17 protein-coding genes and 2 pseudogenes are annotated in these 26,775 nt (G+C 70.2%); 11 read left to right on the top strand and 8 right to left on the bottom strand.

The features are described 5' to 3' along the window. The 7 genes and pseudogenes from EFK10_RS33935 to EFK10_RS33905 all read left to right on the top strand — a co-directional run. Nucleotides 1-1,054 (top strand): annotated as a pseudogene (locus tag EFK10_RS33935) (serine/threonine protein kinase); the annotation flags it as partial. Nucleotides 1,055-1,346: 292 nt separating this feature from the next. After that, the gene (locus EFK10_RS33930) at nucleotides 1,347-2,720 is read left to right on the top strand and encodes an ABC transporter substrate-binding protein (RefSeq protein WP_127359488.1); all 1,374 of its coding nucleotides are present in this window, start codon (nucleotides 1,347-1,349) and stop codon (nucleotides 2,718-2,720) included. A 79-nt stretch (nucleotides 2,721-2,799) separates the two neighbouring features. After that, nucleotides 2,800-4,074: a carbohydrate ABC transporter permease gene (locus EFK10_RS33925; RefSeq protein WP_240677645.1), complete on the top strand. Its 1,275-nt coding sequence runs from the start codon at nucleotides 2,800-2,802 to the stop codon at nucleotides 4,072-4,074. Further along, the gene (locus tag EFK10_RS33920) at nucleotides 4,071-4,982 is read left to right on the top strand and encodes a carbohydrate ABC transporter permease (RefSeq protein WP_127359486.1); all 912 of its coding nucleotides are present in this window, start codon (nucleotides 4,071-4,073) and stop codon (nucleotides 4,980-4,982) included. Before EFK10_RS33925 ends, EFK10_RS33920 begins: the two co-directional genes overlap by 4 nt. A gap of 125 nt (nucleotides 4,983-5,107) precedes the next feature. Beyond that, nucleotides 5,108-7,387 carry a bifunctional glycosyltransferase/CDP-glycerol:glycerophosphate glycerophosphotransferase gene (locus tag EFK10_RS33915; protein WP_127359485.1) on the top strand — a complete coding sequence of 760 codons (2,280 nt, stop codon included), beginning with the start codon at nucleotides 5,108-5,110 and terminating at the stop codon, nucleotides 7,385-7,387. A 68-nt stretch (nucleotides 7,388-7,455) separates the two neighbouring features. Next, nucleotides 7,456-9,708, top strand: coding sequence for a bifunctional glycosyltransferase/CDP-glycerol:glycerophosphate glycerophosphotransferase (locus tag EFK10_RS33910; protein ID WP_127359484.1), 2,253 nt, complete (start codon nucleotides 7,456-7,458; stop codon nucleotides 9,706-9,708). A gap of 155 nt (nucleotides 9,709-9,863) precedes the next feature. Beyond that, nucleotides 9,864-11,543, top strand: coding sequence for a hypothetical protein (locus tag EFK10_RS33905; protein ID WP_206305699.1), 1,680 nt, complete (start codon nucleotides 9,864-9,866; stop codon nucleotides 11,541-11,543). Here the strand turns inward: EFK10_RS33905 and EFK10_RS33900 are convergent. Continuing rightward, nucleotides 11,428-16,368 (bottom strand): NAD-glutamate dehydrogenase, encoded by a 4,941-nt coding sequence (locus EFK10_RS33900; protein WP_127359483.1) that lies wholly within the window; start codon nucleotides 16,366-16,368, stop codon nucleotides 11,428-11,430. The two genes, EFK10_RS33905 and EFK10_RS33900, sit on opposite strands and share 116 nt — an antisense overlap. Before the next feature lie 277 nt (nucleotides 16,369-16,645). On the opposite strand from EFK10_RS33900, the gene EFK10_RS33895 reads away from it, so the two are divergent. Then, entirely contained in the window at nucleotides 16,646-17,212 is a 567-nt protein-coding gene (locus tag EFK10_RS33895) for a DJ-1/PfpI family protein (RefSeq protein ID WP_127359482.1), read from the top strand. A gap of 10 nt (nucleotides 17,213-17,222) precedes the next feature. Here the strand turns inward: EFK10_RS33895 and EFK10_RS33890 are convergent. The 3 genes and pseudogenes from EFK10_RS33890 to EFK10_RS33880 all read right to left on the bottom strand — a co-directional run. After that, a pseudogene (locus EFK10_RS33890) lies at nucleotides 17,223-17,363 on the bottom strand (response regulator transcription factor); the annotation flags it as partial. A gap of 26 nt (nucleotides 17,364-17,389) precedes the next feature. After that, a complete protein-coding gene (locus tag EFK10_RS33885; protein WP_206305698.1) occupies nucleotides 17,390-18,049 on the bottom strand; it encodes an HAD family hydrolase in 660 nt (219 codons plus the stop codon). 87 nt (nucleotides 18,050-18,136) lie between these two features. After that, on the bottom strand, nucleotides 18,137-18,643 hold the full coding sequence (locus tag EFK10_RS33880) for a DUF6912 family protein (protein ID WP_127359480.1): 507 nt from the start codon (nucleotides 18,641-18,643) through the stop codon (nucleotides 18,137-18,139). 125 nt (nucleotides 18,644-18,768) lie between these two features. Between EFK10_RS33880 and EFK10_RS33875 the strand changes: the two genes are divergently transcribed. Continuing rightward, nucleotides 18,769-19,224, top strand: a complete 456-nt coding sequence (locus tag EFK10_RS33875; RefSeq protein ID WP_127359479.1) for an Rv3235 family protein — start codon at nucleotides 18,769-18,771, stop codon at nucleotides 19,222-19,224. A gap of 59 nt (nucleotides 19,225-19,283) precedes the next feature. On the opposite strand, the gene secA is transcribed toward EFK10_RS33875, so the two are convergent. Beyond that, nucleotides 19,284-22,103: a preprotein translocase subunit SecA gene (gene secA, locus EFK10_RS33870; protein WP_127359478.1), complete on the bottom strand. Its 2,820-nt coding sequence runs from the start codon at nucleotides 22,101-22,103 to the stop codon at nucleotides 19,284-19,286. A 162-nt stretch (nucleotides 22,104-22,265) separates the two neighbouring features. On the opposite strand from secA, the gene EFK10_RS33865 reads away from it, so the two are divergent. After that, complete coding sequence (locus tag EFK10_RS33865) at nucleotides 22,266-22,853, top strand: GNAT family N-acetyltransferase (protein WP_127359477.1); 588 nt, start codon at nucleotides 22,266-22,268, stop codon at nucleotides 22,851-22,853. A 93-nt stretch (nucleotides 22,854-22,946) separates the two neighbouring features. Beyond that, entirely contained in the window at nucleotides 22,947-24,104 is a 1,158-nt protein-coding gene (locus tag EFK10_RS33860) for a winged helix-turn-helix domain-containing protein (protein WP_127359476.1), read from the top strand. On the opposite strand, the gene EFK10_RS33855 is transcribed toward EFK10_RS33860, so the two are convergent. The 3 genes from EFK10_RS33855 to EFK10_RS47990 form a co-directional block, all read right to left on the bottom strand. Next, nucleotides 24,097-24,831, bottom strand: a complete 735-nt coding sequence (locus EFK10_RS33855) for a response regulator (RefSeq protein ID WP_127359475.1) — start codon at nucleotides 24,829-24,831, stop codon at nucleotides 24,097-24,099. The two genes, EFK10_RS33860 and EFK10_RS33855, sit on opposite strands and share 8 nt — an antisense overlap. 184 nt (nucleotides 24,832-25,015) lie before the next feature. After that, the gene (hpf, locus tag EFK10_RS33850) at nucleotides 25,016-25,699 is read right to left on the bottom strand and encodes a ribosome hibernation-promoting factor, HPF/YfiA family (RefSeq protein ID WP_127359474.1); all 684 of its coding nucleotides are present in this window, start codon (nucleotides 25,697-25,699) and stop codon (nucleotides 25,016-25,018) included. Nucleotides 25,700-25,982: 283 nt separating this feature from the next. Further along, the gene (locus EFK10_RS47990) at nucleotides 25,983-26,579 is read right to left on the bottom strand and encodes a ComF family protein (RefSeq protein WP_164836257.1); all 597 of its coding nucleotides are present in this window, start codon (nucleotides 26,577-26,579) and stop codon (nucleotides 25,983-25,985) included. Nucleotides 26,580-26,775 lie beyond the last annotated feature (196 nt).

The following is a 26,775-nucleotide window of genomic DNA, read 5'->3' as shown; positions in this document are numbered from 1 at the left end:
CGTCCCGGACGCGTTGCGCCGACGCCGCGTCAAGCTCGGCGCGGCCGCCGCCGCGGCGCTGGTCGCCGCCGGGCTCGGCGGCTGGGCCGTCGCCTCCGGCAGCAGCGACGACAACGGCTCCGGCTCCACCACCCGCGACGACCAGCAGCCCAGCAGCACCCCGACCGCGCCCACCGCGGGCGCCGCGTCCCCGCAGGGCGCGGTCGACTCGGCGGAGACCACGACCACGACGACCACGTCCGTACTGTCGAAGTGGTCCTCCTTCAGCGCGCTGCCCTCGCCGGGGGTCAAGTTGACCGGTGGGCCTCGTGCGATCGGTTTCGCCGGGACGACGTACGTCTTCGCGCGCGGCGCCGACAAGAGCGTCTGGTACTACAACGGCACCTGGCACCGGCTTCCCGGCATAAGCGTCCTCGACGACCCCGCGGTGGTCTCCGCGAGCAGCGGCCAGCTCGACCTCTTCGCGCTGGGCACCGACCACCTGCTCTACCGCCGTACGCTCGCCTCCGGCACGTGGTCCGGGTGGTACCAGGTCGACCAGCGCACCACGTTCGACTCCGCCCCCGCCGCGGCGTCCTCCGAGCCGGGCCGTATCGACCTCGTCGGCCGTGTCGGCGGCGACCTCGTCACCGCCTCCGTGGTCGACGGCCGCTGGAACGCCTGGGCCCTCGTCCCCACTGCCGGCCGCATCACCGCCGCCCCCGGCCTCGTCTCCCTCCGCGAGGGCTCACTGGACGCCTTCGTCGTCCGCAAGGCCGACGGCGCCGTCCTCCGCCTCCCCTACGTCAACGGCGCCTGGCGCCCCTCCGAGCTCGTCGACGGCCTCGCCACCACCGGCCGCCCCGAGCCCGTGGCCACCGGCTCCACGCTCCACGTCTACGCCCCCACGGACGGCGGCGGCCTGACCCAGGCCGTCCACACCGCCTCCGGCTGGACCCTCACCGACGTCCCCTCCCGTTCGACCTCAGCGGCCGGCGCCAGTGCCTCCGGCGGGAAGGTCGCCGTATACATCCGCCGCGCGGACGGCACCCTAGCCCGGGCCACGGGGAGCTGACTTCCCGGTCCCACCGGGTTGTGGGAGAACGTTCCGCTGGGGGTCCTCCCCCAGCCTGGCGGCTGGGAGGGGGTCCCCACCTCGCTTCGCTCCCCTCAAGTGGACGGCCTACCCCCAACCCGGGGGATCACGTCAAGGTCACGATCCAACGGACCACCGCGCACGCGGTATTGCGGCCGCTCACAGACAGGGCATAGGACTGACGCGCAACGCGTAAGCGGATGACGCGGGGACGGGACGCCCAGCGAAGACTGCGGCGTGCGCGGATCCGCGCTGAGGGGATGGCAGGCAGATGCGAACATCCAGCAGGCGTACGCGCAGAGTGATCATCGGTGCGGTGGCGGCGGCCACGCTGACCGCGGCAGCCGCGGGCTGCGGCGGCAGCGGAAACGACAACAAGACCGGCGGCGGATCCTCCGCCAGCAGCGGAAGCGGCAGCGTCACCCTGCCCAGCCTGAATGGGCAGAAGCTCGAGGTCGCGGCCGTGTGGACGGGCCCTGAGCAGAAGAACTTCCTGAAGGTGATCAACGAGTTCGAGAAGCGCACCGGCGCGAGCGTGAGCTTCGTGCCGACCGGCGACAACGTGTCCACCTTCCTCGGTTCCAAGATCGAGGGCGGCCAGCCGCCGGACGTGGCGTTCCTTCCGCAGGTGGGCGTGCTGCGGCAGTTCGCCGCGAAGGGGTGGCTGAAGCCGGTCGACAGCAGCGTCCAGGCGCAGTTGGACAAGAACTTCTCCAAGGGCTGGGTGGATCTCGGCGCCTACCAGGGCAAGCAGTACGGCGTCTATGCCAAGGCCGCGAACAAGTCGCTGGTCTGGTACAACACCAGCGCCTTCGAGACCGCGGGCCTCTCCTCGACGCCCACGACGTGGGCCGACTTCCTGAAGACGGCCCAGACGCTCTTCGAGTCGGGCACACCGGCCGTGTCGGTCGGCGGCGCCGACGGCTGGACGCTCACCGACTGGTTCGAGAACATCTATCTCTCCCAGGCCGGACCCGAGAAGTACGACCAGCTCGCCGCGCACAAGATCAAGTGGACCGACGCCTCGGTCAAGCAGGCGCTCACCACGCTCGCGCAGCTCTTCGGCAACAAGGATCTGGTCGCCGGCGGACAGAGCGGCGCGCTCAACACCGACTTCCCGAAGTCGGTCACGCAGACCTTCACCGGCAATCCGCCGAAGGCTGCCATGGTGTACGAGGGCGATTTCGTCGGCTCCTTCATCAAGGACAACACCACCGCGAAGGTCGGCACGAACGCCAAGGTCTTCCCGTTCCCGGCGGTCGGCAGCGGCAAGGCACCGGTGGTCAGCGGCGGCGACGTCGGGGTGGCGCTGAAGAGCTCCAAGGGCGCGCAGGCGTTTCTGACGTTCCTGGCCTCGGCCGACGCGGCGAAGGTGTGGGCGTCCTCCGGCGGCTTCGTGTCGCCGAACAAGTCGCTGGAGCTGTCCGCCTACCCGGACGAGGTGTCCAAGGCCATTGCCAAGGCCCTGGTCGCGGCGGGCGACGACTTCCGGTTCGACATGTCCGACCAGGCCCCGGCCGCGTTCGGCGGCACCGCGGGCAAGGGCGAGTGGGCGGATCTGCAGACCTTCCTGAAGAACCCGAGCGACATCTCCGGCACCCAGTCGAAGCTGGAAGCGGACGCCGCCAAGGCGTACGCGGGCTGAGGCGGCGGCGATGGCCACCGTGGCAACCGCGGGGGGCGCGCCGGCACCGGCCAAGCCCCCTGCCAAGCGCAGGAGTCTGATGGGCACCCGGCCCTGGGTGGCGGCACTGTTCCTGCTGCCCGCGCTGGTGCTGCTCGGCGCGCTGGTGGTGTACCCGATCGGGTACACCACCTGGCGCAGTCTGTACGACGCCGGAGGCGCCCGCTTCGTCGGGCTGGAGAACTACGGCTCGGTCTTCAGCGACGACAGCACCTTCACCGCGCTGAAGAACACCGCGATCTGGGTCGCGGTGGCCCCCGCCCTGGCCACCGGCCTCGGGCTGATCTTCGCGGTGCTGACCGAACGGGTGAGCTGGGGCACGGCGTTCAAGCTGATCGTCTTCATGCCGATGGTCATCTCGATGCTGGCGGCCGGGATCATCTTCCGGCTGGTGTACGACGCGGATCCGAGCCGCGGCGTGGCCAACGCCGTGATCGTGGGCGTCCACGACACCTTCGCCGCGTCGTCGGCGTACCCGGGGGCCAAGCCGCGCCCCGGCGGCGACATCACCGCGACGTCCGGTGGCTCGTACACCACCAAATCCACCGCGCAGCCGGGCACACCAGTGGCGCTGCCGCTGATCGGCATACCCGCGGCCAAGCTGCCGGCCGGCACCCAGGACGCGAAGACCGCGTCCGGTTCGGGGCTGACCGGCACCGTGTGGCTGGACTTCGCGCCGGGCGGCGGTGGGAAGCCCGGGGTGGTGGACCAGGGTGAGGAGGCGCTCAAGGGGGTGGAGGTCCAGGCGGTCAAGGGCGGCAAGGTGGTCGCGACCGCCAAGTCCGCCGCGGACGGCACCTTCTCGCTGCCCGCGTCGGCCGCCGGGGCGCAACTGCGGCTGCCGTCGTCGAACTTCGCCCAGCCGTACAGCGGGGTGGACTGGCTCGGGCCATCGCTGGTCACGCCGGCCATCATCGGTTCGTACATCTGGATGTGGGCGGGCTTCGCGATGGTGCTGATCGCGGCCGGTCTGGCCGGGGTGCCGCGCGAGCTGATGGAGGCCGCGCGGGTGGACGGCGCGAACGAGTGGCAGGTCTTCCGCAAGGTCACCGTGCCGCTGCTGGCGCCGGTTCTGATCGTGGTGCTCGTGACGTTGATGATCAATGTGATGAAGGTCTTCGACCTCGTCTACATCATCGCCCCGCAGCCCAGCCAGCCCGCCGCGAACGTGCTGGCCCTGCAGCTGTACGTGTCGTCCTTCGGCGGCGGCAACAACCAGGGCCTGGGCAGCGCGATCGGCGTGATCCTGCTGCTGCTCGTCATCCCCGTGATGGCGTTCAACATCCGCCGTCTCAGGAGGGAGCGCCGCCGATGACATCGATCGCCGATACGGCCGGTACGACGGGGGCGGCCGCCACACCGGCGGCGGAGCGCGAGCCGCTGGCCACCCGGCTGGCGGGGCGGCTCGGGGGCGGCGCGGTGCGCGGCTTCCTGCTGCTGGTGGCGCTGTTCTGGCTGATGCCGACCGTCGGGCTGCTGATCTCGTCCTTCCGCGCCCCGACGGACATCGGCACGTCCGGCTGGTGGAAGGTGTTCAGCACTCCGGCCCAACTGACCGTCAACAACTACCAGAACCTGCTGAGCGACCACGCGATCACCTCGTCGCTGGTCAACACGGTGCTGATCACCGTCCCGGCCACCCTGCTGGTGGTGGTCATCGGGTCGCTGGCCGGCTACGCCTTCGCGTGGATGGACTTCCGCGGCCGGGACTGGCTGTTCCTGCTGGTCGTGGGACTGCTGGTGGTGCCGATCCAGATCGCGCTGCTGCCGGTGGAGCACCTGTTCCGGGACATCGGAATCTTCGGCGAGATCATCGGGGTGATCCTCTTCCACGTGGGCTTCGGTCTGCCCTTCGCGATCTTCCTACTGCGCAACTTCTTCGCGGAGATCCCGCGTGAGCTGCTGGAGGCGGCGCGGCTGGACGGCGCGAGCGAGTTGCGGCTGTTCACCCAGGTGATCATGCCGCTGGGCGGGCCGGCGATTGCCTCGCTCGGCATCTTCCAGTTCCTGTGGGTGTGGAACGACATGCTGGTGGCGCTGATCTTCTCCAACTCCGACTCGCAGCCCATCACGGTCGCCCTGCAGCAGCAGGTGCGGCAGTTCGGCAACAACGTCGACGTCCTGGCGCCCGGCGCCTTCATCTCGATGGTGATCCCGCTGATCGTGTTCTTCGCGTTCCAGCGGCAGTTTGTCTCCGGAGTAATGGCCGGAGCCGTGAAGTAGCCGTAACCAGATCACCGTTCGCGGCGTTGCCCGGAATATAACGGGCACACGCCGCGTACGTTGCAGTTCATCCGATAACCGGCGCAGCCCGCTCCGCGCCCGCGCCGATCTTATTGGATGTCCCCTTGCCCCGGTTCAGCGTCATCGTGCCCGCCTACAAGGTGCAGGCCTACCTGCACGAGTGCATCGAGTCGGTCCTTGGTCAGGGCTACTCCGACTTCGAGCTGATCGCCGTCGACGACTGCTCACCCGACGGCAGCGGCGCCATCCTCGACGACTTCGCCGTCCGCGACGCCCGGGTGAGCGTCCTGCACCTCCCCGAGAACGTCGGCCTCGGCCGCGCCCGCAACGCCGGCATGGCCCGCGCCACCGGCGACTACCTGCTCTTCCTCGACAGCGACGACACCCTCACCCCGGGCACGCTCCAGGCGATCGCCGACCGGCTGAAGGAGGCCGACGAGCCCGACCTCCTGGTCTTCGACTACGTCCGCACCTACTGGGACGGCAGAATCGCCCCCAACCAGCGCGCCGACCTCCTCGCCCAGAGCCCCGAGGGCCCCCAGGTCTTCACCCTCGCCGACCGCCCCGGGCTGCTGAAGCTGCTGCAGGTCGCCTGGAACAAGGCCTACAAGCGGGAGTTCGTCGAGCGGCGCGGCTTCACCTTCCCGTCCGGCTACTACGAGGACACCCCCTGGACCTTTCCGGTGCTGCTCAGCGCCCGTACGGTCGCGGTCCTGGACCGGGTCTGCGTGCACTACCGGCAGCGGCGGCAGGGCAACATCCTCAACACCACCAGCCGCAAGCACTTCGACATCTTCGACCAGTACGACCGGGTCTTCGGCCACATCGACAAAAACCCCTCCCTCGACCGCTGGCGCCCCGCCGTCTTCGGCCGTATGGTCGCCCACCTCGCCACGATCTACTGCTCCGCGGGGCGGCTGCCCAGGTCGGCCCGGTCGGCGTTCTTCAAGCGCTGCCGCCAGCACTACAAGCGCTACCGGCCCGCCGGCGGCGGCGTGGGCACGCAAACGCGCCACCTGCTGTTCGGCCTCGGCGCCCGTCGCACCTTCGACGGCCTCCGCCTCGCCGGGCGCATGCGCCGCATGGTCCGGGCCCGGCGCAAGGTGACGTACCGCAGGCTGCGCACCGCCCTGCTGCGGCTGCACTACGCCATCCAGCGCCGCCGCCCGCTCGACCCGGGCCTGGCGGTCTTCAGCGCGTACTGGAACCGCGGTTACGCCTGCAACCCCGCCGCCATCGAGGCCACCGTCCGGGCGCTCGCCCCGCACGTCCGCACCGCCTGGATCACCACCCCCCGGCACGCCCGGACCCTGCCGTACGGCGTGCGCCGCCTGCACCCCGGCTCGGCCGCCTACTGGACGGCGCTGGCCCGGGCCACGTACCTGGTCAGCAATGTCAACCTCCCGGACCACTACGCGAAGCGGCGGGGCCAGACCAACATCCAGACCCACCACGGCACCCCGCTCAAGCACATGGGCGTCGACCTGATGGACCGCCCGGCCGCCGCCCGGGACATGGACTTCGGCCGGCTGCTGCGCCACGTCGACCGCTGGGACTTCAGTGTCTCCGCCAACCGCCACTCCACGCTGACCTGGGAGCGCGCCTACCCCTCGGGCTTCACCACCCTCGAGTACGGCTATCCGCGCAACGACATCTTCCAGCAGGCCACCGCCGAGGATGTGCTGCGCGTCCGCACTGAGCTGGGCATCCCCCGCGAGGCCACCGCCGTCCTGTACGCCCCCACCCACCGCGACTACCGGCGCGGCCTGTGCACCCCCGCCGACCTGCGGCGCGTGGCCCGAGACCTGGGCCCCGGCTTCGTGATCCTGCTGCGTACGCACTACCTCGAGGACGGCGCCTCCCCCGCCGCCGTGCCCGAGGGGGTCATCGACGTCTCCGGGCACCCCAGCGTCGAGGAGCTGTGCCTGGCGGCGGACGTCCTGCTCACGGACTACTCGTCCATCATGTTCGACTACGCCAACCTCGACCGCCCGATCGTCCTGCACACCGAGGACTGGGCCGCGTACGGAGCCGCCCGCGGCACCTACTTCAACATCATCGCCGAGCCGCCCGGCCTAGTCGCCCGCACCGAGGACGAGCTCATCGACATCCTCACCACCGACGCCTGGCGCGGCCCCCGTTCCGCCGAGCTGCGGGCCTCCTTCCGGGCGCGCTTCTGCCCGTACGACGACGGGCATGCCGCCGAGCGGATCGTGCGCCGGGTCTTCCTCGGCGAGGACGGCGGGCTGCCCTCGGTCATCCCGCTCGAACAGCGCCGCCCCGCCCCCGCGCCCAACCGGGCCCGCGCGCTGACCCCGCCTCCCCACACCGGGGTGCCTGCGACGCCGTCGCTCAGCCACTTCGAGGTCCACCCGCAGGCGTGACCTGGCGCCTCATGGCGAGTTGAACCCCTTGTCCGTGTCCGCGCGTCCAGGAAATCCAGGATCCCCCCATGCCCCGCTTCAGCATCATCGTCCCGGTCCACAAGGTGCAGGGCTACCTGCGTGAATGTCTCGACTCCGTGCTGTCGCAGTCATTCCCCGACACCGAGCTGATCGCCGTCGACGACGCCTCACCCGACAACTCCGGCCGCATCCTGGACGAGTACGCCGCCCGCGACACCCGCGTCACCGTCGTCCACCACGAGCGCAACCTCGGCGTCGGCGCCACCCGCAACACCGGCGCCGAGCGCGCCACCGGCGACTACATCCTCTTCCTGGACGGCGACGACACCCTCGCCCCCGGCTCCCTCGACGCCGTCGCCGAACGCCTCAAGCTGGACGAGGACCCGGACATCCTCTACTTCGACCACGTCCGCACCTACTGGTGGGACTCCGCCGAGAAGAGCCTGTTCGGCGAGCTGCTCGCGTCGGCCGGTACGGACGTCTTCCGCATCACCGACCGCCCCGAGTTCCTCAAGCTCTTCGCGATGACCTCGAACCGCGTCTACCGCCGCGAGTTCTACCAGGGCCACGGCTTCGCCTTCAGCGACGGCATCTACGAGGACGCCCTCATCTCGTACATGACCATGCTCACCGCCGAGCGCATCTCCTGCCTCAACCGCGTCGTCCTCGAATACCGCCAGCGCCGCGCCGGGGCCAGCACCCGCAGCCCGGGCCGCAACCACTTCGTCATCTTCGACCAGTACGCGCGGCTCTTCGCCTTCCTGGACGGCAAGGAGCACCTGGACGGCCTGCGCCCGCAGCTCTTCGAACGGACCGTCACCCACTTCCTCTTCTGCCTGCGCAACCCCGAGCGGATCCCGCCGCAGCTGCGCCGCGAGTTCTTCCGGCTGGGCCTGAAGTGGTACCGGCAGCACGTCCCCGCCGGCTTCGTACCGTCCGCCGAGGTGCGGTCGTTCGCCCGGGGCGGCTACGCGCGGCTGCGCCTCGCCGAGCGGGCGACGGACACGCTGCGGGACCTCGCCAGGCGCAGGCGCAAGGCCCGGCGTACCATCACGCAGCGCTTCAAGGCCGCGCTGTACCGCTTCCACCTGCGGCGGCCGCTCGACCCCCACCTCGCGGTGTACGCCGCCTACTGGGACCGGGGCGTGCTCTGCAACCCGGCGGCGATCTTCCGCAAGCAGCAGGAACTGGCCCCGCACATCCGCGCGGTGTGGGTGGTCCGCAAGTCCGATGCCGACCGGGTCCCGGCCGGCATCGACCACGTCGTGCCGGGCACCAGGCGCTATTGGCGGTCGCTGGCCCGCGCCACCTACTTGGTCAACAACGTCAACTTCGCCAACACCGTCGTCAAGCGCCCCGGCTCCGTACACGTCCAGACCCACCACGGCACCCCGCTGAAGAAGATGGGCATCGACCAGCAGCGCTACCCCGCCTCCGCCAACGGCATGAGCTTCCGCAGGCTCCTCGACCGCGTCGACCGCTGGGACCTCAGCCTCTCCTCCAACCCGCACTCCACCGAGGTCTGGGAGCGGGTCTACCCCTCCTCCTTCCGCCAGCTCGAATCCGGCTATCCGCGCAACGACGTCTACGTCACGGCCGGCGCGGCCGAGGTCGAAGCCGCCCGCGCCGCGTTCGGCATCCCGGCCGGACGCATGGCGATCCTCTACGCCCCCACGATGCGCGACTACCAGAAGGGGTATGTTCCGCGTCTGGACTTCGCCCGCGTCTGCCGCGAACTGGGCCCGGACTTCGTCCTGCTGGCCCGTACGCACTACTTCCACGCCGGCGACGAAGCGCTGAGCGAGCTGCACGACCGGGGCCTGGTCATCGACGTCTCCCGGCACCCCTCGGTCGAGGAGCTGTGCCTGGCGGCGGACGCCCTGGTCACGGACTACTCGTCCATCATGTTCGACTACGCCAACCTCGACCGGCCCATCGTCATCCACGCCGACGACTGGCCCGCCTACCGCGCCTCCCGCGGCGTCTACTTCGACCTGCTCTCCGGCCGCCCCGGCGACACCCCCGGCCCGGTCTCCACCTCAGACGAGGAATTCGTCCGCGTCTTCCGCGACGGCGACTGGAACGGCCCCCGCTCCAAGGAACTCCGCGCCGCCTTCCGCGAGCGTTTCTGCGCCTTCGACGACGGCCGCGCCGCCGAGCGCGTCGTCCGCCATGTCTTCCTCGGCGGAGACCAGCCCCTTCTCCCCTACGTCCCGCTCGCCGAGCGCACCCCCGCCCCGGCGCCGTCCGAGCTCACTGCCGGCCAGCCGCTGGTGCCCTCGCCGGGCAGCGCCGGGTAAGGACACGGCCTCCTCTTCGACGTCCTGATCACGACTGATCACGACTGATCACGCCGTCCGTCGCGTAGCCCGGACGGCCCAGCCGCTGTGGCACCCCACCGGATCGCCCTGAAAGCTCGTTTCGTAACCACAGGGTGATTCCGGGAGGGGCCACAGTGACCGGCGTTCTGACCACGATCCACGCGAATCCGCAGGTCACTGCCCAGGACACCGGGCAGTACAGACAGGTCGGGCGCTCGCGCGTGACGCCCTTCCAGGTGATCGGCGGGATCTTCTGGGTGGTGGTGTCCGTTCAGGCCTGGCGCACCCCCATCGCTGCCGACTTCGGCCAGCACGCCGCTGCGATCGAACGCGTCAAGGCCGACTGGCTGCATCCGGCGAACCCGCTGCTCGACATACCGGGCCACGGCAGCCCGTACTTCACGCCGTACACGGTCGCCCTCGGGCTGCTGGCGAAGGCCACCGGGCTGGCGGGCTGGGAGGTCCTCAAGGCGTGCGGGCCGCTCAACCTGGCCGTGGTGGTCACCGGGATCGCGGCGTTCACCCGCACACTGAGCGCACGCCGCTGGGCGCCGGTGCTGGCGCTCGCGGCCTTCGTACTGCTCTGGGGCCCGGTGCACATGGAGTGGAGCGGCTTCCTGGGGCTGCAGTCACTGATCCGGGGCGTCACGTATCCCAGCGCGCTGGCGGTCGGGCTGACCTTCCACCTCTGGGCGCTGACCGCCCGCCACGCCCGGCCCGGCCCCAGACCCGGACCGTGGGTGTACGCGGGGGTGGGCATTCTGTACGGCCTGGTGGTGCTCATCCACCCCATCACGGCGCTGGGCACCGGGATCGGCATGGCCGCGCTGCTCGTCGGCCGCCAGCGCCGCTGGAACCGCACGGCGACCGAGCGGTGGGCGCTGGCCGCGGCGGTGGCCTTCGCGGTGGCCGCGTGGTGGCCGTACTTCAGCGTGTTCGCGCTGGCCGGTGATGCGACGGTGGACCGGATACACCGGCCGCTCTACGGCGACCTGTGGGGCTGGTACGGGCTCGCGCTCGCCGGGCTGCCGGCTCTGGTCTGGCGGGCGCGGCGGGATCTGCTCGACCCGCTGGTAGTGATGTTCGTGCTGGGGTGCGGGGTCGCCGCGTACGGCTGGCTCAGCGGGCATTACACGTACGGGCGAATATTCGGGGTGCTGCTGGTGCCCCTGCAGTTCTCGCTGGCCGTCGAGCTGGCCGATGTGCCGCGCTGGACCCCGTGGCACCGGCTTCTCGTCCCGCTGGCCGCCGTCGCCGCCTGCACGGGGCTGGTGGCGCAGGCAGGTGCGGTGGTGCCCCAGCGGTACGAGCCGGTCGCCCTGCAGCGGGTGCCCCACTGGCCCAGCTACCGCTGGGCCGCCGACCGCATCCCGGTCGGCGACACCGTCCTGGCCCACGGCTACGTGCCCACCCACGCCCTTCCGGCGTACGGCGTCTTCCTCGTCGCCCCGACCTGGCCCGACCCCTCCACGGCCGCCGCCGTCCGGCTCCGCCGCCAAGACTCCGTACGGGCCTACTTCGCCGCAGGCGTCACGCCGACCGACCGGTCCCGCATCGCCCGGACCTACCACGCGAAGTGGGTCCTGACGCTGCGGGACGAGCCGGCACCGGCCGACGGGACGCTGGCGGCCGCCAGCTCCGTGACCGGTGAACGGCTCTTCCGGCTGGGCCGGCGCCCGTCGCCGCCCGGCCGCCCGCCTAGCGGTGAGTCCGCAGAAGCGTACGGATCGTCCGCATCGCGACCGACAGGTTGGCCAGGTCGTACGCCTCGGACGTCTGGATCTCCTCCAGGGTGGTCCGGGCCCGCCCGATGATGGCCGCGTTCGAGGACTCCCAGACCTTGAAGCGCTGCTCGGGCGTCGAGGTGCCGTTGCCCGCCGACAGGACGTCGGCCGTCAGCGCCGCGTGGGCCGCGAACAGGTCCTCGCGGATGGCCGCGCGGGCCATGGACTGCCAGCGGTCGGCGCGGGGCAGCTCGATGATGCGGTCGAGGAGCTGCGTAATGCCGAGCCGGTCGGCGAGGTCGTAGTAGACCTCGGCGACGTCCAGCGGGTCGTTGCCGGTCCGGTCGGCGACATCGACGATGTCGCCGATCGGGAAGGCGGAGGAGAGTCCGGCGACCCGCGTCGCCAGCTCCTCCGGGACCCCGGCGCCGGTCAGCTCGTCGTGGATGGACTGGTACCACTCCAGGTCCGCGCCGCGCAGCAGCTTGGGCAGCACTGCCCACACGGTCGTGACACCCTCGGCGAAGAAGTCGATCGTGCCGGCGATCTCCAGCGGCTGCGGGCGGTTGTTGAGCAGCCAGCGGGCGGCACGCTCGACGAGCCGTCGCGAGTGGAGCCGGATGCGGGTCTGGACGTCCGCGGGCACGACGTTGTCGAGTGCCTCGACATCGTCCCAGATCCGGCCCAGGCCGTAGATCTCCCGGGCGGCTGTGTGGGCCCGGACGATCTCCTCGGTCGTGGCGCCGGTCTCCTCCTTGAAGCGGTGGAGGAAGGTCGTACCCGCCGTGTTGACGGTGTCGTTGACCAGGACCGTGGTGACGATCTCGCGGTGCAGGGCATGGTTGTCGATCTGCGGCTCGAAGCTCTCGCGCAGGGCGTGCGGGAAGTACTCGTGCAGCAGGGCCCGCAGATACGGGTCGTCGGGCAGGTCGGTGGCGATCAGTTCACTCGCCATGGTGATCTTCGTGTACGCCAGCAACACGGCCAGCTCAGGCTGGGTCAGGCCCTGCCCGGAGGCGAGCCGCTCGCGGATCTGCCGGTCGGTGGGCAGGAACTCCAGGGCCCGGTCGAGATGGCCCTCGCGCACCAGGCGGCGGATGTAGCGCTGGTGGGCGTGGAGCAGGCTGCTGGACTGGGCCATGCTGTTGGCCAGCGCCACGTTCTGCGCGTAGTTGTTGCGCAGCACCAGCGCGCCGACCTCGTCGGTCATCTCGGCGAGCAGCTTGTTGCGCTGCTTGACCGTCATGTCGCCGTCGGCGACGACCGCGTTGAGCAGGATCTTGATGTTGACCTCGTGGTCGGAGGCGTCAACGCCGGCACTGTTGTCGATCGCGTCGGTGTTGATCTTCCCGCCGTTGAGGGCGAACTCGATCCGCCCCAGCTGGGTCAGGCCCAGGTTGCCGCCCTCGCCGACGACCTTGGCCCGCAGCTCGTTGCCGTCGACCCGGATGGGGTCGTTGGCCTTGTCGCCGACGTCGGCGTGCGATTCGGTCGAGGCCTTGACGTACGTACCGATGCCGCCGTTCCACAGCAGGTCCACGGGGGCCTGGAGGATGGCCTTCATCAGCTCGGCGGGGGTGAGCTTGGCGACCGGCTGCTCGATGCCGAGGGCCTTGCGGATCTGCGGGGTGATGGTGATGGCCTTGGCCGTACGGGGGAAGACCCCGCCGCCGGCCGAGATCAGCGTGGTGTCGTAGTCCGCCCAACTGGAGCGCGGCAGCTCGAACATGCGGCGCCGCTCGGCGTACGAGGTCGCCGCGTCCGGGTGCGGGTCGATGAAGATGTGCCGGTGGTCGAAGGCTGCGACCAGGCGGATGTGCTCGCTGAGCAGCATGCCGTTGCCGAAGACGTCGCCGGACATGTCGCCGACGCCGACGACCGTGAAGTCCTCGGTCTGGGTGTTGTGGCCCATCTCGCGGAAGTGCCGCTTGACGGACTCCCAGGCGCCTTTGGCGGTGATGCCCATCTTCTTGTGGTCGTAGCCGACCGAGCCGCCGGAGGCGAAGGCGTCGCCGAGCCAGAAGCCATAGGAGACGGCGACCTCGTTGGCGATGTCGGAGAAGGCGGCGGTGCCCTTGTCTGCGGCGACGACGAGGTAGGTGTCGTCGCCGTCGTGCCGTACGACATCGTTCGGGGGCACGACCTGGCCGCCGACCAGGTTGTCGGTGATGTCGAGCAGACCGGAGATGAAGGTCTTGTACGAGGCGATACCCTCGGCCAGCCACGCGTCGCGGTCCACCGACGGGTCGGGCAACCGCTTGCCGACGAAGCCGCCCTTGGCGCCGACCGGCACGATGACGGTGTTCTTCACCATCTGCGCCTTGACCAGACCGAGCACCTCGGTACGGAAGTCCTCGCGGCGGTCGGACCACCGCAGGCCGCCTCGGGCGACCTTGCCGAAGCGCAGGTGGACGCCCTCGACGCGCGGCGAGTAGACCCAGATCTCGTACGCCGGGCGGGGCGCGGGCAGGTCGGGGATGGCCTGCGGGTCGAACTTCATCGACAGGTAGTCGTGCGGGCGGCCGTCCTCGCGGCGCTGGAAGTAGTTCGTGCGCAGCGTCGCCTTGATGAGGGTCAGGAAGGCCCGCAGGATGCGGTCCTCGTCCAGGCTGGCGACCTGGTCGAGGGCGGCGTCCAGCTCCTCCATCAGCGCGTCGGTCAGCTCACTGCCGGCCCGCTGGTGGTCGGGGGACATCCGGGCCTGGAAGAGGTTGATCAGCAGCCGGGTGGTGTGGACGTTGGAGCGGAGGGTGTCCTCCATGTAGTCCTGGCTGAAGGTGGAGCCGGCCTGCCGCTGGTACTTGGCGTACGCGCGCAGCACCACGGCCTGCCGCCAGGTCAGCCCGGCGCCCAGCACGAGGGAGTTGAAGCCGTCGTTCTCGGCGTGGCCGGACCAGGTGGCGGCGAAGGCCTCCTGGAAGCGCTCACGGGCGTCGTCGCCGAGGTCGCCGAGGGAGCGGTCGACGCGCAGCCCGAAGTCGTAGATCCAGGCGCGGCTGCCGTCGCCGCGGCGCAGCTCGTACGGACGCTCGTCGATGACCTCGACGCCCAGGCGCTGGAGGATCGGCAGCACGGCGGAGAGCGAGACGGGCGCGCCGGTGCGGTAGATCTTGAAGCGGCGCTCGTCCTGCGGGGCGCTGACCGGCTCGTACAGGCTGAGGGTGAAGTCCTCGTCCGGCTTGAGCCGCTCGATGTGCTGGAGGTCGGCGACGGCGGTGCGCGGGGTGAAGTCGGCCTTGTAGCCCTCGGGGAAGGCGTGCTGGTAGCGGCGGGCCAGGCCCGCCGCGCGCTCCTCTCCGCACTCGGAGATCAGCGCCTCGGCGAAGCCGTCGGCCCAGGAGCGGGTGGCGTCGGAGAGCCGGGCCTCGATCCGCTCGACGTCGGCGTCGGTGAGGTGGACCAGTTCGGTGCCGGGCTCGACGCGGACCACGAAGTGCAGCCGGGACAGCACGGACTCGGTGTGCAGGGCGGTGAAGTCGACCGGGTGCCGGCCGTTCAGCTCCTCGACCAGGATGTCGGTGAGCTTGAGTCGTACGTCGGTGGTGAAGCGATCGCGCGGCAGGTAGACCAGCGCCGAGTAGTAGCGCCCGTACTCCTCCTGACGCAGGAACAGCCGCAGCCGGCGGCGCTCCTGGAGGTAGAGCACGCTGGTGGCAACGGACAGCAGCTGGTCGACCGGGGTCTGGAACAGCTCGTCGCGCGGGTAGGTCTCCAGGATCTGCAGCAGGTCCCGGCCGTCGTGGCTCTCCGGCCCGAATCCCGCCTTCTCCAGGACCTCCTGGACCTTGCGGCGGACCACCGGCACCCGGCGTACGGACTCGGTGTACGCGGCCGAGGAGAACAGGCCGAGGAAGCGGCGCTCGCCGATGACATTGCCCTCGGCGTCGAACTTCTTGACGCCGACGTAGTCGAGGTAGGAGCGGCGATGCACGGTGGCGCGGCTGTTGGCCTTGGTCAGGACGAGCAGTTTGTGCTCACGGGCCTTGGCGCGGACGTCGCGCGGCAGCCGGTGGAAGGAGGGGGAGACCGGGTGGGCCGCGTCGCCGGACTCGGCGTGCGTTGGGTCGGAGCGCAGGATGCCGAGACCGGTGCCGGGTACGGGAGCGAGGACGTCCTCCGCCTCACCCTCCGGGGTGGTCTCGGTGACCAGCTCGTACTCGCGGTAGCCGAGGAAGGTGAAGTGGTCCTCGGCGAGCCAGCACAGCAGCTCCTCCGCCTCGGCGATCTCCTGCTGGGGCATGCCCTTCGGCGGCGCCGCGGCCAGCTCACCGGCCACAAACAGCGCGCGCTCGTGCATCTTCGTCCAGTCCTCGACCGCCTCGCGGACATCGGACAGGACGCGGCGCAGGTCGGCGGTGATCTGCTTGAGGTCGGCCCGGTCGGTCTCGCGGTCGATCTCGACATGGATCCAGGACTCGACGAGCGCGTCGTGCGGCAGGTCGCTCTCGGCCGGGCGGTCGCTGCCCAGCACCTCGAGCAGTTTGCCGGTCACATCGCGCCGGACCACGATCTGGGGGTGGATCACCACGTGGATCGCGCGGTCCTGCCGGGACAGCTCGTTGGTGACCGAGTCGACCAGGAACGGCATGTCGTCGGTGACCACCTCGACGACCGTGTGGCTGCACGTCCAGCCGTTCTCCTCGACGGTCGGGGTATGCACCCGTACGTTCGCCGTGCCCTGCGGGCGTACCTCGGCGAGGCGGTAGTGCGACAGTGCCGCGCCGTAGATGTCGACCGGGTCTCTGGAGATCAGATCCTCGGGTGCGGTGTGAAGGTAGTAGCGCTGCAGGAAGGCACGGACCGCCTCTTCCCCATCGAGCCCCCGGCCGGTTTCGCCCCCCGCCGGGCTGTTCTCACCCACCCGGGCCGCACGTGCGAGCAGCTCGGCCTTGGCTTCGTCCAGCTTGGTCTGCATGTCCTCATGCTCCTGTCGCGCGCCATTGCGTGACGTAGATGACGGTGCTCGGATGATCAGCGCTGATCACGCTGTAAGGCTATCGCTCCGTCCCCGGGGGCTGTCAGGGGCTCTTTGTGTACAAAACCACGTACCAATCTTTGACGAACTGGACAGTCCGGGGTGGCGGGTGCACGTTGATTTAAAGAAGTGTTCGTGGGGGCGGCCGGAGTTTTCCCAGGAGTTACAGCAAGAGCCACAGCAGGAGTCACGCAGTCCCGAGGAGGCGTCACACACCATGACCGCCAAGATCCTTATCGTCACCGGCGATGCGGCCGAGTCACTCGAAGTGCTCTACCCGTACCAGCGGCTGTTGGAGGAGGGCTACGAGGTCCACATCGCGGCACCCGAGAAGAAGAAGCTCCGTTTCGTCATCCACGACTTCGAGGAGGGCTTCGACACGTACACCGAGAAGCCCGGCTACACCTGGCCCGCCGACCTCTCCTTCGCCGACGTCGACCCCGGCGCCTACACCGCCCTCGTCATCCCCGGCGGCCGCGCCCCGGAGTACCTGCGCAACGACGCCGAGCTGAGGAAGATCCTCAAGGCCTTCTTCGACGCCGACAAGCCGGTCGCCCAGATCTGCCACGGTCCTCTGATCACCGCCGCCGTCGGCGGCCTCAGCGGCCGCCAGGTCACCGCCTACCCGGCCCTGGAGCTCGACATGCAGACCGCCGGCGCCTCCTTCCAGGACTCCGAGGCCGTCGTCGACGGCGTCCTCGTCTCGGCCCGCGCCTGGCCGGACCACCCGGCATGGATGCGGGAGTTTCTGAAGGTACTCAGGTCCAAGGCGCTCGTCAGCTGACCGCCGCCGTCTACACCTCACCGGCCAGCGCCGCGATCTCCGTACGCGACGACGCACCCAGCTTGGCGAGGATGTGCTCGACGTGGGCGTCGGCGGTCCGCTTGGAGATCACCAGGCGTTCGGCGATCTCGCGGTTGGACAGCCCCCTGGCTCCGGCCTCTGGCCCCGACCTGTGGCTCAGCCGACCAGCGACTCCGCGACCTCCACGGCCTCCGCCAGGCTGTCGACCACCGGCACCCCGGCCGCCTGCAGGCTGATCCGGCTGTGCGAGCCCCCGGTGTACAGGACGGCCCGCGCGCCGACGTGGGCGGCGGCCACGGCGTCGTCCACCGCGTCGCCGATGACGACGACCCGGCCGGGGTCGATGTCGATGCCCTCGATCGCCGCGAGGTGGCGGGCCATCTGGTGGGACTTGCCGGTGTGGCTGCCATCGACGCGGCCGTCCACCCGTATGAAGTGGTCCTCGATGCCGTGCGTACGGATGATCGGCAGCAGCCGCTCGTGCGGGGCGAGCGAGCACAGCGACTGGGTCAGGCCCTCGTACCGCCAGCGGGCCAGGATCTCCGCCGCGCCCTCGGCGAGGCCGCAGGTGCCGGCGAGCGTCCAGTAGTGGCGATGGAATATCTCGTCCATCACCTCCCACTCGTCGTCGGTGGGGAGCCGGCCCATCAGCCGCTCGTAGAACTTCGGCACCGGTACGCAGTACAGCTCGCGATACCGCGCCAGGGTGATCCGGGGCAGCCCGATCTCGGCGAAGGAGGCGTTCGTGGCCTCGATCACCGCGTCGATGTCATGGAGCAGGGTGCCGTTCCAGTCCCACACGAGATGCGCGTTCACATCAAGCACCGTACCCAGACCCGCCGACAAATTGACAAACCCTAAGGTCACAAGGCCATAAGGGCTTAGGACCCGGTTCGGGAGGCCCTATTCGAGCAGTCCCTGGATCTCCTGGGACGCGTACCAGAGCAGTTCGTGGTCCTCCGCGCCGTCCACGACGAAGCGGGCGTCGTCGTCCCCGGCGTCCGCCGCGCCCAGCACGTCGGCGGCCGCCGCGATGTCCGCCTGGGCGTCGTCGGCGTCCGCGTGCACTGCGGCGGCCTTGGCCAGGGGTACGGCGTCCGCCAGCCGCACCTCGCCCAGACCGGCGGCGTCAAGGCTCCGGGAGGGGTCGTACGACACCGCCGAGTCGGCGACGTCCACCGCCACGACCACCCGGCGGCGCGGGGCGTCCGGTCGCAGCGCGAGCTGCCGGAGCGAGGCCTGCGCGGCGCGGGTCAGCGCGGCGTACTCCAGCTCCTCGATGTCGTCCGAGACGTACCACTCGCGCAGGGCGGGAGTGACGGCGAACGCATCCAGCGGAGCGGGACCCAGCTCGCCCGCCTTGAGGGCCTCGGCCAGGCCGGGAAGGGTCGTGGGGATGTAGACGCGCATGGCGTCAGCATACGTGCGGCGCCCCCCTGATAGGTGAACCGCCCACACTCTCAGGACCGCGCCCGCAGCGCCCCCGCCGGGTCGCCCGCCCCGGTACAAACCCGGTTACCAGCCAGTAAGGCCACATGCCGGCACCCACCACGCACGGGGGCACCACCATGACCGTCACCACCACGACCATCACCCGCCGCCGACCGGCCGCGCCCCACCGCACGCCCGGGGCCCCGCCGCCGCCCCACATCTGGTTCGCCGACCGCCTACTCGACATCCTCACCGGCCGCCGCCCGCTCGCCTGCCTGGCCGGACTCATCACCGACGAGGACTACGACCGCCTCTGGGACCTCACCAACGCCCGCGCCGACTGGCGCCACCGCGCCCGGGGCCACATGCCCTCCCTCCGCCGCTGCCGCTGGACCGCCGTCGGCCAGGGCGCCCTCGAGGTCACAGCCGTCGTCGCCCTTACCCGCGACTGCGTCCGCGCCATCGCCTTCCGCCTGGAACGGGCCATCGCCTCCGGGCACGGCCCGCACAGCGTGCGCGGCTGGACGTGTACCGCCATCGAGGCAGTGGAAGCGGGGTAAAAGCGCCGGGGCCGACCCCCGTAAAGGAAGCCGGCCCCGATTGCTGCATGCGCTGCGCGTTACTTCTTGCGGCGACGGCCGCCGCGCTGGGCCTTGCGCCGCTCCGCGCGCGTGAGGCCGTCCGACTCGGCAGCGGGGTCCTCGCCGTTGTCGAACTCGCCCTCGACGACGCCGCCCTCGCCGTCCACCGACGGGGCGGAGAAGTGCAGCCGGTCCGCCCGCTTGGGGGCCTCGAGGCCCTTGGCCCGGATCTCGGGACGCGCGTCCTGCTTGACCAGGGACGGCGCCTCGTCCGCGGCCTCGGCGGCCACCGGGACCTCCTCGACCTGCTGCTCGACCTGGACCTCCAGGTTGAACAGGTAGCCGACGGACTCCTCCTTGATGCCGTCCATCATCTGCGTGAACATGTCGAAGCCCTCGCGCTGGTACTCCACCAGCGGGTCGCGCTGCGCCATCGCCCGCAGGCCGATGCCTTCCTGCAGGTAGTCCATCTCGTACAGGTGCTCACGCCACTTGCGGTCGAGCACGGACAGGACGACCCGCCGCTCCAGCTCGCGAGTGATCTCCTCGCCGAGGGACTTCTCGCGCTCCTCGTACTGCTCGTGGATGTCGTCCTTGACCATCTCGGCGATGAACTCGGCGGTGATCCCGGCGCGATCGCCGGCCGCCTCCTCCAGGTCCTCGATGGTGACGGTGACCGGGTAGAGCTGCTTGAAGGCGCCCCACAGCCGTTCGAGGTCCCAGTCCTCGGCGAAGCCCTCCGAGGTCTCGATCGCGATGTAGTCGTCGATCGTGTCGTCCATGAAGTGCCGCACCTGCTCGTGCAGGTCCTCACCCTCAAGGACGCGGCGGCGCTCACCGTAGATGACCTCGCGCTGGCGGTTCAGCACCTCGTCGTACTTCAGGACGTTCTTGCGGATCTCGAAGTTCTGCTGCTCGACCTGCGACTGGGCCGAGGCGATGGCCCGCGTGACCATCTTGTTCTCGATCGGGACGTCGTCCGGCACATTCGCCATGGACATCACACGCTCGACCATCTGCGCCTTGAACAGCCGCATCAGGTCGTCGCCCAGCGAGAGGTAGAAGCGGGACTCGCCCGGGTCGCCCTGACGGCCGGAGCGGCCGCGCAGCTGGTTGTCGATACGGCGCGATTCGTGCCGCTCGGTCCCGAGGACGTACAGCCCGCCGAGCTCCTTGACCTCCTCGAACTCGGCCTTGACCGCCGCCTCGGCGCGCTTGAGCGCCTCCGGCAGGGCCGCCGCCCACTCCTCGACGTGCTCGATCGGGTCCAGGCCGCGCTGGCGCAGCTCCGCCTCGGCGAGGTCGTCGGGGTTGCCGCCGAGCTTGATGTCGGTACCACGGCCGGCCATGTTCGTGGCGACGGTGACGGCGCCCTTGCGGCCGGCCTGGGCGACGATCGTGGCCTCACGGTCGTGCTGCTTGGCGTTGAGCACCTCGTGCGGCACGCCGCGCTTGGCGAGCTGCTGCGACAGGTACTCGGACTTCTCGACGGAGACGGTGCCGACCAGGACCGGCTGGCCCTTCTCGTGCTTCTCGGCGATGTCCTCGACGACGGCCGCGAACTTCGCCTCTTCGGTGCGGTAGATCAGGTCCGCACGGTCCAGGCGCTGCATCGGGCGGTTCGTCGGGATCGGGATGACGCCGAGCTTGTAGATCTGGTGGAACTCCGCGGCCTCGGTCATGGCCGTACCGGTCATGCCGGAGAGCTTGTCGTACAGGCGGAAGAAGTTCTGCAGGGTGATCGTGGCGAGGGTCTGGTTCTCGTCCTTGATGTCCACCCCTTCCTTCGCCTCGATCGCCTGGTGCATGCCCTCGTTGTAGCGGCGGCCGGCCAGGACACGGCCGGTGTGCTCGTCGACGATCATGACTTCGCCGTCCATGACGACGTAGTCCTTGTCCTTCTTGTAGAGCTCCTTGGCCTTGAGGGCGTTGTTGAGGTAGCCCACAAGCGGGGTGTTCACCGACTCGTAGAGGTTGTCGATGCCCAGCCAGTCCTCGACCTTGGCGACGCCGGACTCGTGGATGGAGACGGTGCGCTTCTTCTCGTCGAAGTCGTAGTCGCCGGTCTCCTGCTGCGGCCTGCCGTCCTCGTCCCGCTTCATGGGGTTGGCGGCCTCGCCCGCCTTGAGGCGGGTCACGAGCTTGGCGAAGTCCGAGTACCACTTGGTGGCCTGGTCGGCGGGGCCGGAGATGATCAGCGGCGTACGGGCCTCGTCGATGAGGATCGAGTCGACCTCATCGACGATCGCGAAGTTGTGTCCGCGTTGCACCAGTTCTTCCTTCGACCACGCCATGTTGTCGCGCAGGTAGTCGAAGCCGAACTCGTTGTTGGTGCCATAGGTGATGTCGGCGGCGTACTGCTCGCGACGCTGCGCCGGGTTCATGTTGGCGAGGATCACGCCGACGTCGAGGCCGAGGAACTTGTGCACCCGGCCCATCCACTCCGAGTCGCGCTCGGCGAGGTAGTCGTTGGTGGTGATCAGGTGGACGCCCTTGCCGGACAGCGCGTTCAGATACGCGGGCAGGGTGCCGACCAGGGTCTTGCCCTCACCGGTGCGCATCTCGGCGACGTAACCCAGGTGCAGGGCGGCGCCGCCCATCAGCTGTACGTCGTAGTGGCGCTGGCCGAGGACGCGCTTGGCGGCCTCGCGGACGGTGGCGAAGGCCTCGGGGAGCAGGTCGTCCAGGCTCTCGCCGTCCGCGTACCGCTCCCTGTACTCGTCCGTGAGAGCCCGCAGCTCGGCGTCGGAGAGGTTGACAAAATCCTCTTCGATGGAATTGACCTGGTCCGCGATGCGGTGCAGCTTGCGCAGGATCTTGCCTTCGCCTGCACGCAGGATCTTGTTGAGGACGGACACGTAGGTTGGCTCCTTGCCGGTCGGGCCTGGCACACACTTCGCGCTGGGCACAGCAGGTCATGCCCCGCTGCAACGGCCATCGTAAGCGAGGACACCAGCCACTCGGGAGGTCCCGTCAGCACACCGGGCGGTTCTCACCCGATTTCGGTGATACTGCGGGGCATGGAGCCGATAACCCTCACGACGGAGCGCCTGCTGCTCCGCCCCTTCACCACCGGCGACGCCGGGGCCGTGCACACCGCCTGCCAGGATCCCGAGATCCCGCGCTGGACGTCGGTGCCCTCTCCTTATACGTACGAGCACGCCGAAGGGTTCGTGGGCCAGATCTGCCCGGACGGCTGGCGGGACGACACCATGTACAACTTCGCCGTCACCACCAAGGACGGCGGGCAGCTGGTGGGGGCCATGGGGCTGGTGAGGCTGGAGCTCTCCGCGCCGCAGCGGCAGGCCGAGCTGGGCTACTGGACGGTCAAGGAGCTGCGCGGCCTCGGCTACACGGTGGAGGCGGCGCGGGCCGTGGTGCGCTGGGGCTTCGAGGATCTGGGCGTCGAGCGGATGGAGTGGGGCGCCGAGGCGGGCAACGAGGGCTCACGGGCCGTCGCCCTGAAGACCGGCTTCCGGATGGAGGGCACGATGCGCGCCAAGCTCGTCTTCGAGGGCACCAGGCGGGACATCTGGTGGGGCTCGCTTCTGCCGAGCGACCTGGGGCTGACGTCCGCGACCCCGCACCTGCCGCTGCCGAAGGCGTGATTGCGGGGCCCTGATGATTGCTGGGCCTGATGATTACTGGGGCCTGAATTGGCTGAGGCCCGATTGTCAGTACCGCGCCATACGCTGACCGGCATGACGACACCTGTCTCCCTGTCCGCCGACGACGCCCGCCGGATCGCGCTGCGCGCGCAGGGATTCCTGGGCTCCCCCGACCGGCGCGGCGGCGTGCGGGGCGTGTTGCGGCACCTGGGCGCGGTACAGCTCGACACGATCTCGGTGCTGGCACGCTCCCATGAGCTGATTCCGTACGCGCGGCTGGGCGCCGTCGGCCGTCCGGCGGTGGAGGAGGCGTACTGGACCGAGAATCACGCTTTCGAGTACTGGTCGCACGCCGCCTGCATCCTCCCGATCGAGGAGTGGCCGCACTTCGCCTTCCGCCGCCGGGCGCGGCGGGCGCGCGGGCACCGCTGGCATGTGATGGCGGACGCCGACCGCTCGTGCGCGGCCGTACGGGACCGGCTCAAGGCCGACGGGCCGCTGACCTCAACGGAGTTGGGCGGCGCCAAGAACGGCGGCCCCTGGTGGGACTGGTCCGAGACCAAGATCGCCGTCGAGTGGCTGCTCGACACCGGGGAGGTCGTCTGCACCGAGCGGCGCGGCTGGAAGCGGGTCTACGACCTCGCCGAGCGCGCCGTCCCCGACGCCCTGCTGCACGACGACATCGACGACGCCGAGTGCATGCGCCGTCTGGTCGCCCAGGCCGGCGCGGCGATGGGTGTCGCCACGCGGGCCGATCTGGCCGACTACCACCGCCTCAAGGGCGATCAGGTGGTCGCCGTGGTCGCCGACTCCGGCCTCGTCCCGGTCGAGGTCGAGGGCTGGGGCAAGGCCGCCTGGGCGGACCCGGCCGCCCTCGCCACCGCCCCGCGCGGCCGCCACCGCACCACCCTGCTGTCGCCTTTCGACTCCCTCGTCTGGGACCGGCCCCGCACCCAGCGGATCTTCGGCTTCACCCACCGCCTCGAGGCGTACGTCCCCAAGCCCAAGCGGATACACGGCTACTTCGCCATGCCGCTGCTGGCCGGCGGCCACCTCGTGGGCCGGGCCGACCCCGCGCGCGAGGGCACCACGCTCATCGCGCGTCAGGTCTCCCTGGACGGACCCAAGGCGGTCGAGCCCATGGCGGCGGCCCTCAGGGAGGCCGCCGAGTGGGTCGGCTGCGACTCCGTGCGTCTCGAACGCCTCGGCGACCCGAAGCTCGCCGCCGCGCTGGCGGCCGCCCTTACCTGATCTCCAGGATCTTCTCGCGCATCGCGTAGACCACGGCCTCCATCCTGGAGTGCAGCTGGAGCTTCTCCAGGATGTTCCGCACGTGGTTCTTGACGGTGTTCTCGCTGATGAAGAGCTGCTTGGCGATGTCCCGGTTGTTCAGGCCCGTGGCCACCAGCTTCAGGACCTCCAGCTCGCGGTCGGTGAGCTTCGGGGCGGGGACGAGGCGCCGCTCGTCCGTGCGCTGGATCATCGACTTGAACTCGGTGAGCAGCTTGGACGCCATCGAGGGGCTGATCTGCGACTGCCCGTCCGCCACGGCGCGGATCGCGGTGGCGACCTCGTCCGTGGAGATCTCCTTGAGCAGGTAGCCGGTCGCGCCCGCCTTGATGGCCTCGTAGAGGTCGGCTTCCTCGTCGCTTATCGTCAGCATGATGATCTTGGCGCTGGGTGCCACCTCCTTGATGGAGGTGCAGGCCTCGATGCCGCCGCGTTTGGGCATCCGTACGTCCATCAGGACGATGTCGGGCAGCAGATCCGCCGCCTTGTCCACCGCCTCCGCCCCGTCGCCGGCCTCGCCGACGACCTGGATGTCCTCCTCCTGAGCCAGCACGATCTCCAGGCCTCGCCGGAACAGGGCGTGGTCATCGACGACCAGGACCCTGATCGGCTCCTGGCGCGGCGCGCCCGGCCTGCCGGTGTCCGGGCCTGTTTCGCCGACCACCGCGGGCTCGAAGCTGTCCGCCATCGGTTCCTCCCCCTCGGGTCGGCGCCCGTGGTTAGCTGCACATTTCCGTGCCTGGCCAACCGGACTACGCGGCCCGTACGTTGGCTGCCCGCCCCATGATTCCATGCCCAGGCAGGGCGGCGCCCCCGGGCGAGGTCGTGTCAGGCCCGGGGGCGCCGCGGTTGGCGCCGCTTGCGACGCTCATTCACCGGCGCAGGGCACCGCCCGCACCGGAGGGCGCCTCCTCGGCGGAGAGGTCGGCCTTGAGGTGAATGACGCCGTAGTCGTATCCGTGCCGCCGGTAGACGACACTCGCCACTCCTGTGTCGGAGTCGATGAACAGATAGAAGTCATGCCCGACCAGCTCCATTTCGTAGAGCGCCTGGTCGAGCGCCATAGGTGCTGCCGCGTGCGTCTTCTCCCGTACCACCATCGGGCCTTCGCCCTGGACCTCCACGGATCCCATCCTGGTGGTGGGCACATCACCGGACGTCGAGGCGGCGGGCCGGCTGCCGTTGAACTCCAGCGGGGCGGTCAGCCCTGCTGTGGCCTCGGCAACACTGGTCGGAGTACGGCTGCCGCCACGGTGCACCCTGCGCTTGTCGGCCGCCTTGCGCAGCCGTGCCTCAAGCTTGCTCACGGCGATGTCCAGTGCCGCGTACGGGTCGGCCGCCGCAGCCTCGGCCCGGACCACGGGTCCGCGCGTGAGCATGGTAATCTCCACGCGGTCGCAGCGGTCTGCCTGCCGGGGGTTCGGCTCCTTGGACACCTCGACGTCCAGGCTGATCACCTTGCCGTCGAGCTTCTGGATCTTCTCCAGCTTCTCAGTCACGTGTTTCCGGAACCGCTCGGGCACCTCGGTCTTGCGGCCCTTGACGACGATGTCCACGCAGAACTCCGTTCCGGATCGCCCCGGTCGGACGGGGCGCATCCCTTGCGCTGAGGCCGGCGGGCACCAGGTCCCACCCGGCGCTGTGCTAGCTGCCGCTCCGCGCGCTCCGGAGGCTTCCGGGCGGCGAAGCCGCGACTTTCACCTCCTCCTCCCCCGTGAGGAAGATCTACACCCCCTGAATTCGGGGTGAACTGTTCCTCACAACCGAACATAGACCCGGAGGACGGAGGTCGGCACCCCCAGAGGCTCGATACCTCCATTCGGGTGACCCCCGCTTGTACTAGCTGCAACGATGACCCTGACTTCCGAGTTCCGTTTCCCCCTGACCTGCACGGCTCACGAGGGCCGTCGCCGGCGCCGCGATTACCGCCGCACCGGCCACCATTCCTCCCGCTGCCCGCACCGCCGCGGCCGCCGCCACCAGTGACGCACCGGTCGTCATCAGGTCGTCCACCAGGACCACCGGCGCCGCCTCCAGCAGCCTCCCGGCACCGGGAACAACCACCAGGGCTCCCCCGAGGTTCGCCAGCCGCTCACGGGCGCTCAGCCCCGACTGGTCGGCCACCACGCGCCCCTGCCGCACCACCGCCGCCACCCGTACCCGGCGGCCTCCGCCCCGCAGCTCCCGGGCCGCCGCCCTGGCGATCCGCCGGGCCGCGTCATGCCCCCGCGCCGCCACCGCCCGCCTCGAAGACGGCACCGGCACCAGCAGCACCTCCCCGCCGCCCTGCCTCACCGCCGCGGAGCGCACCGCCCCCGCCAACGCCGCCCCCAGCGGCCGCGCAAGCCCCAGCGCCCCGCGCTCCTTGTGGGCGATCAGCACTGCCCGTACCTCGTCGGCATACGCCGCTGCCGCGTACACATCGGGCAGTCCCACCGGCTCCGGATCCGGCCTCGCCCGCGCCGCTCCTCTCCCGAGCGCCGCCCTGCACTCCTCGCACAACCCCGTCCGCGCCTCCCCGCACCCCGCGCACTCCGCCGGTAACACCACCCCCACCAGCTCCCGCCACAACCCCCGCATATGTCCAAGGTTGCCCCCATCGGGCACTCCCCGCCAGGGCCGTCGGCGCACT

Origin of the sequence: Streptomyces soli (genome assembly GCF_003999195.1) — a bacterium.
GTDB classification, from domain to species: domain Bacteria; phylum Actinomycetota; class Actinomycetes; order Streptomycetales; family Streptomycetaceae; genus Actinacidiphila; species Actinacidiphila soli.
The sequence above is the reverse complement of the archived record's forward strand: the minus strand, read 5'-3'. Positions and strand labels throughout refer to the sequence as shown.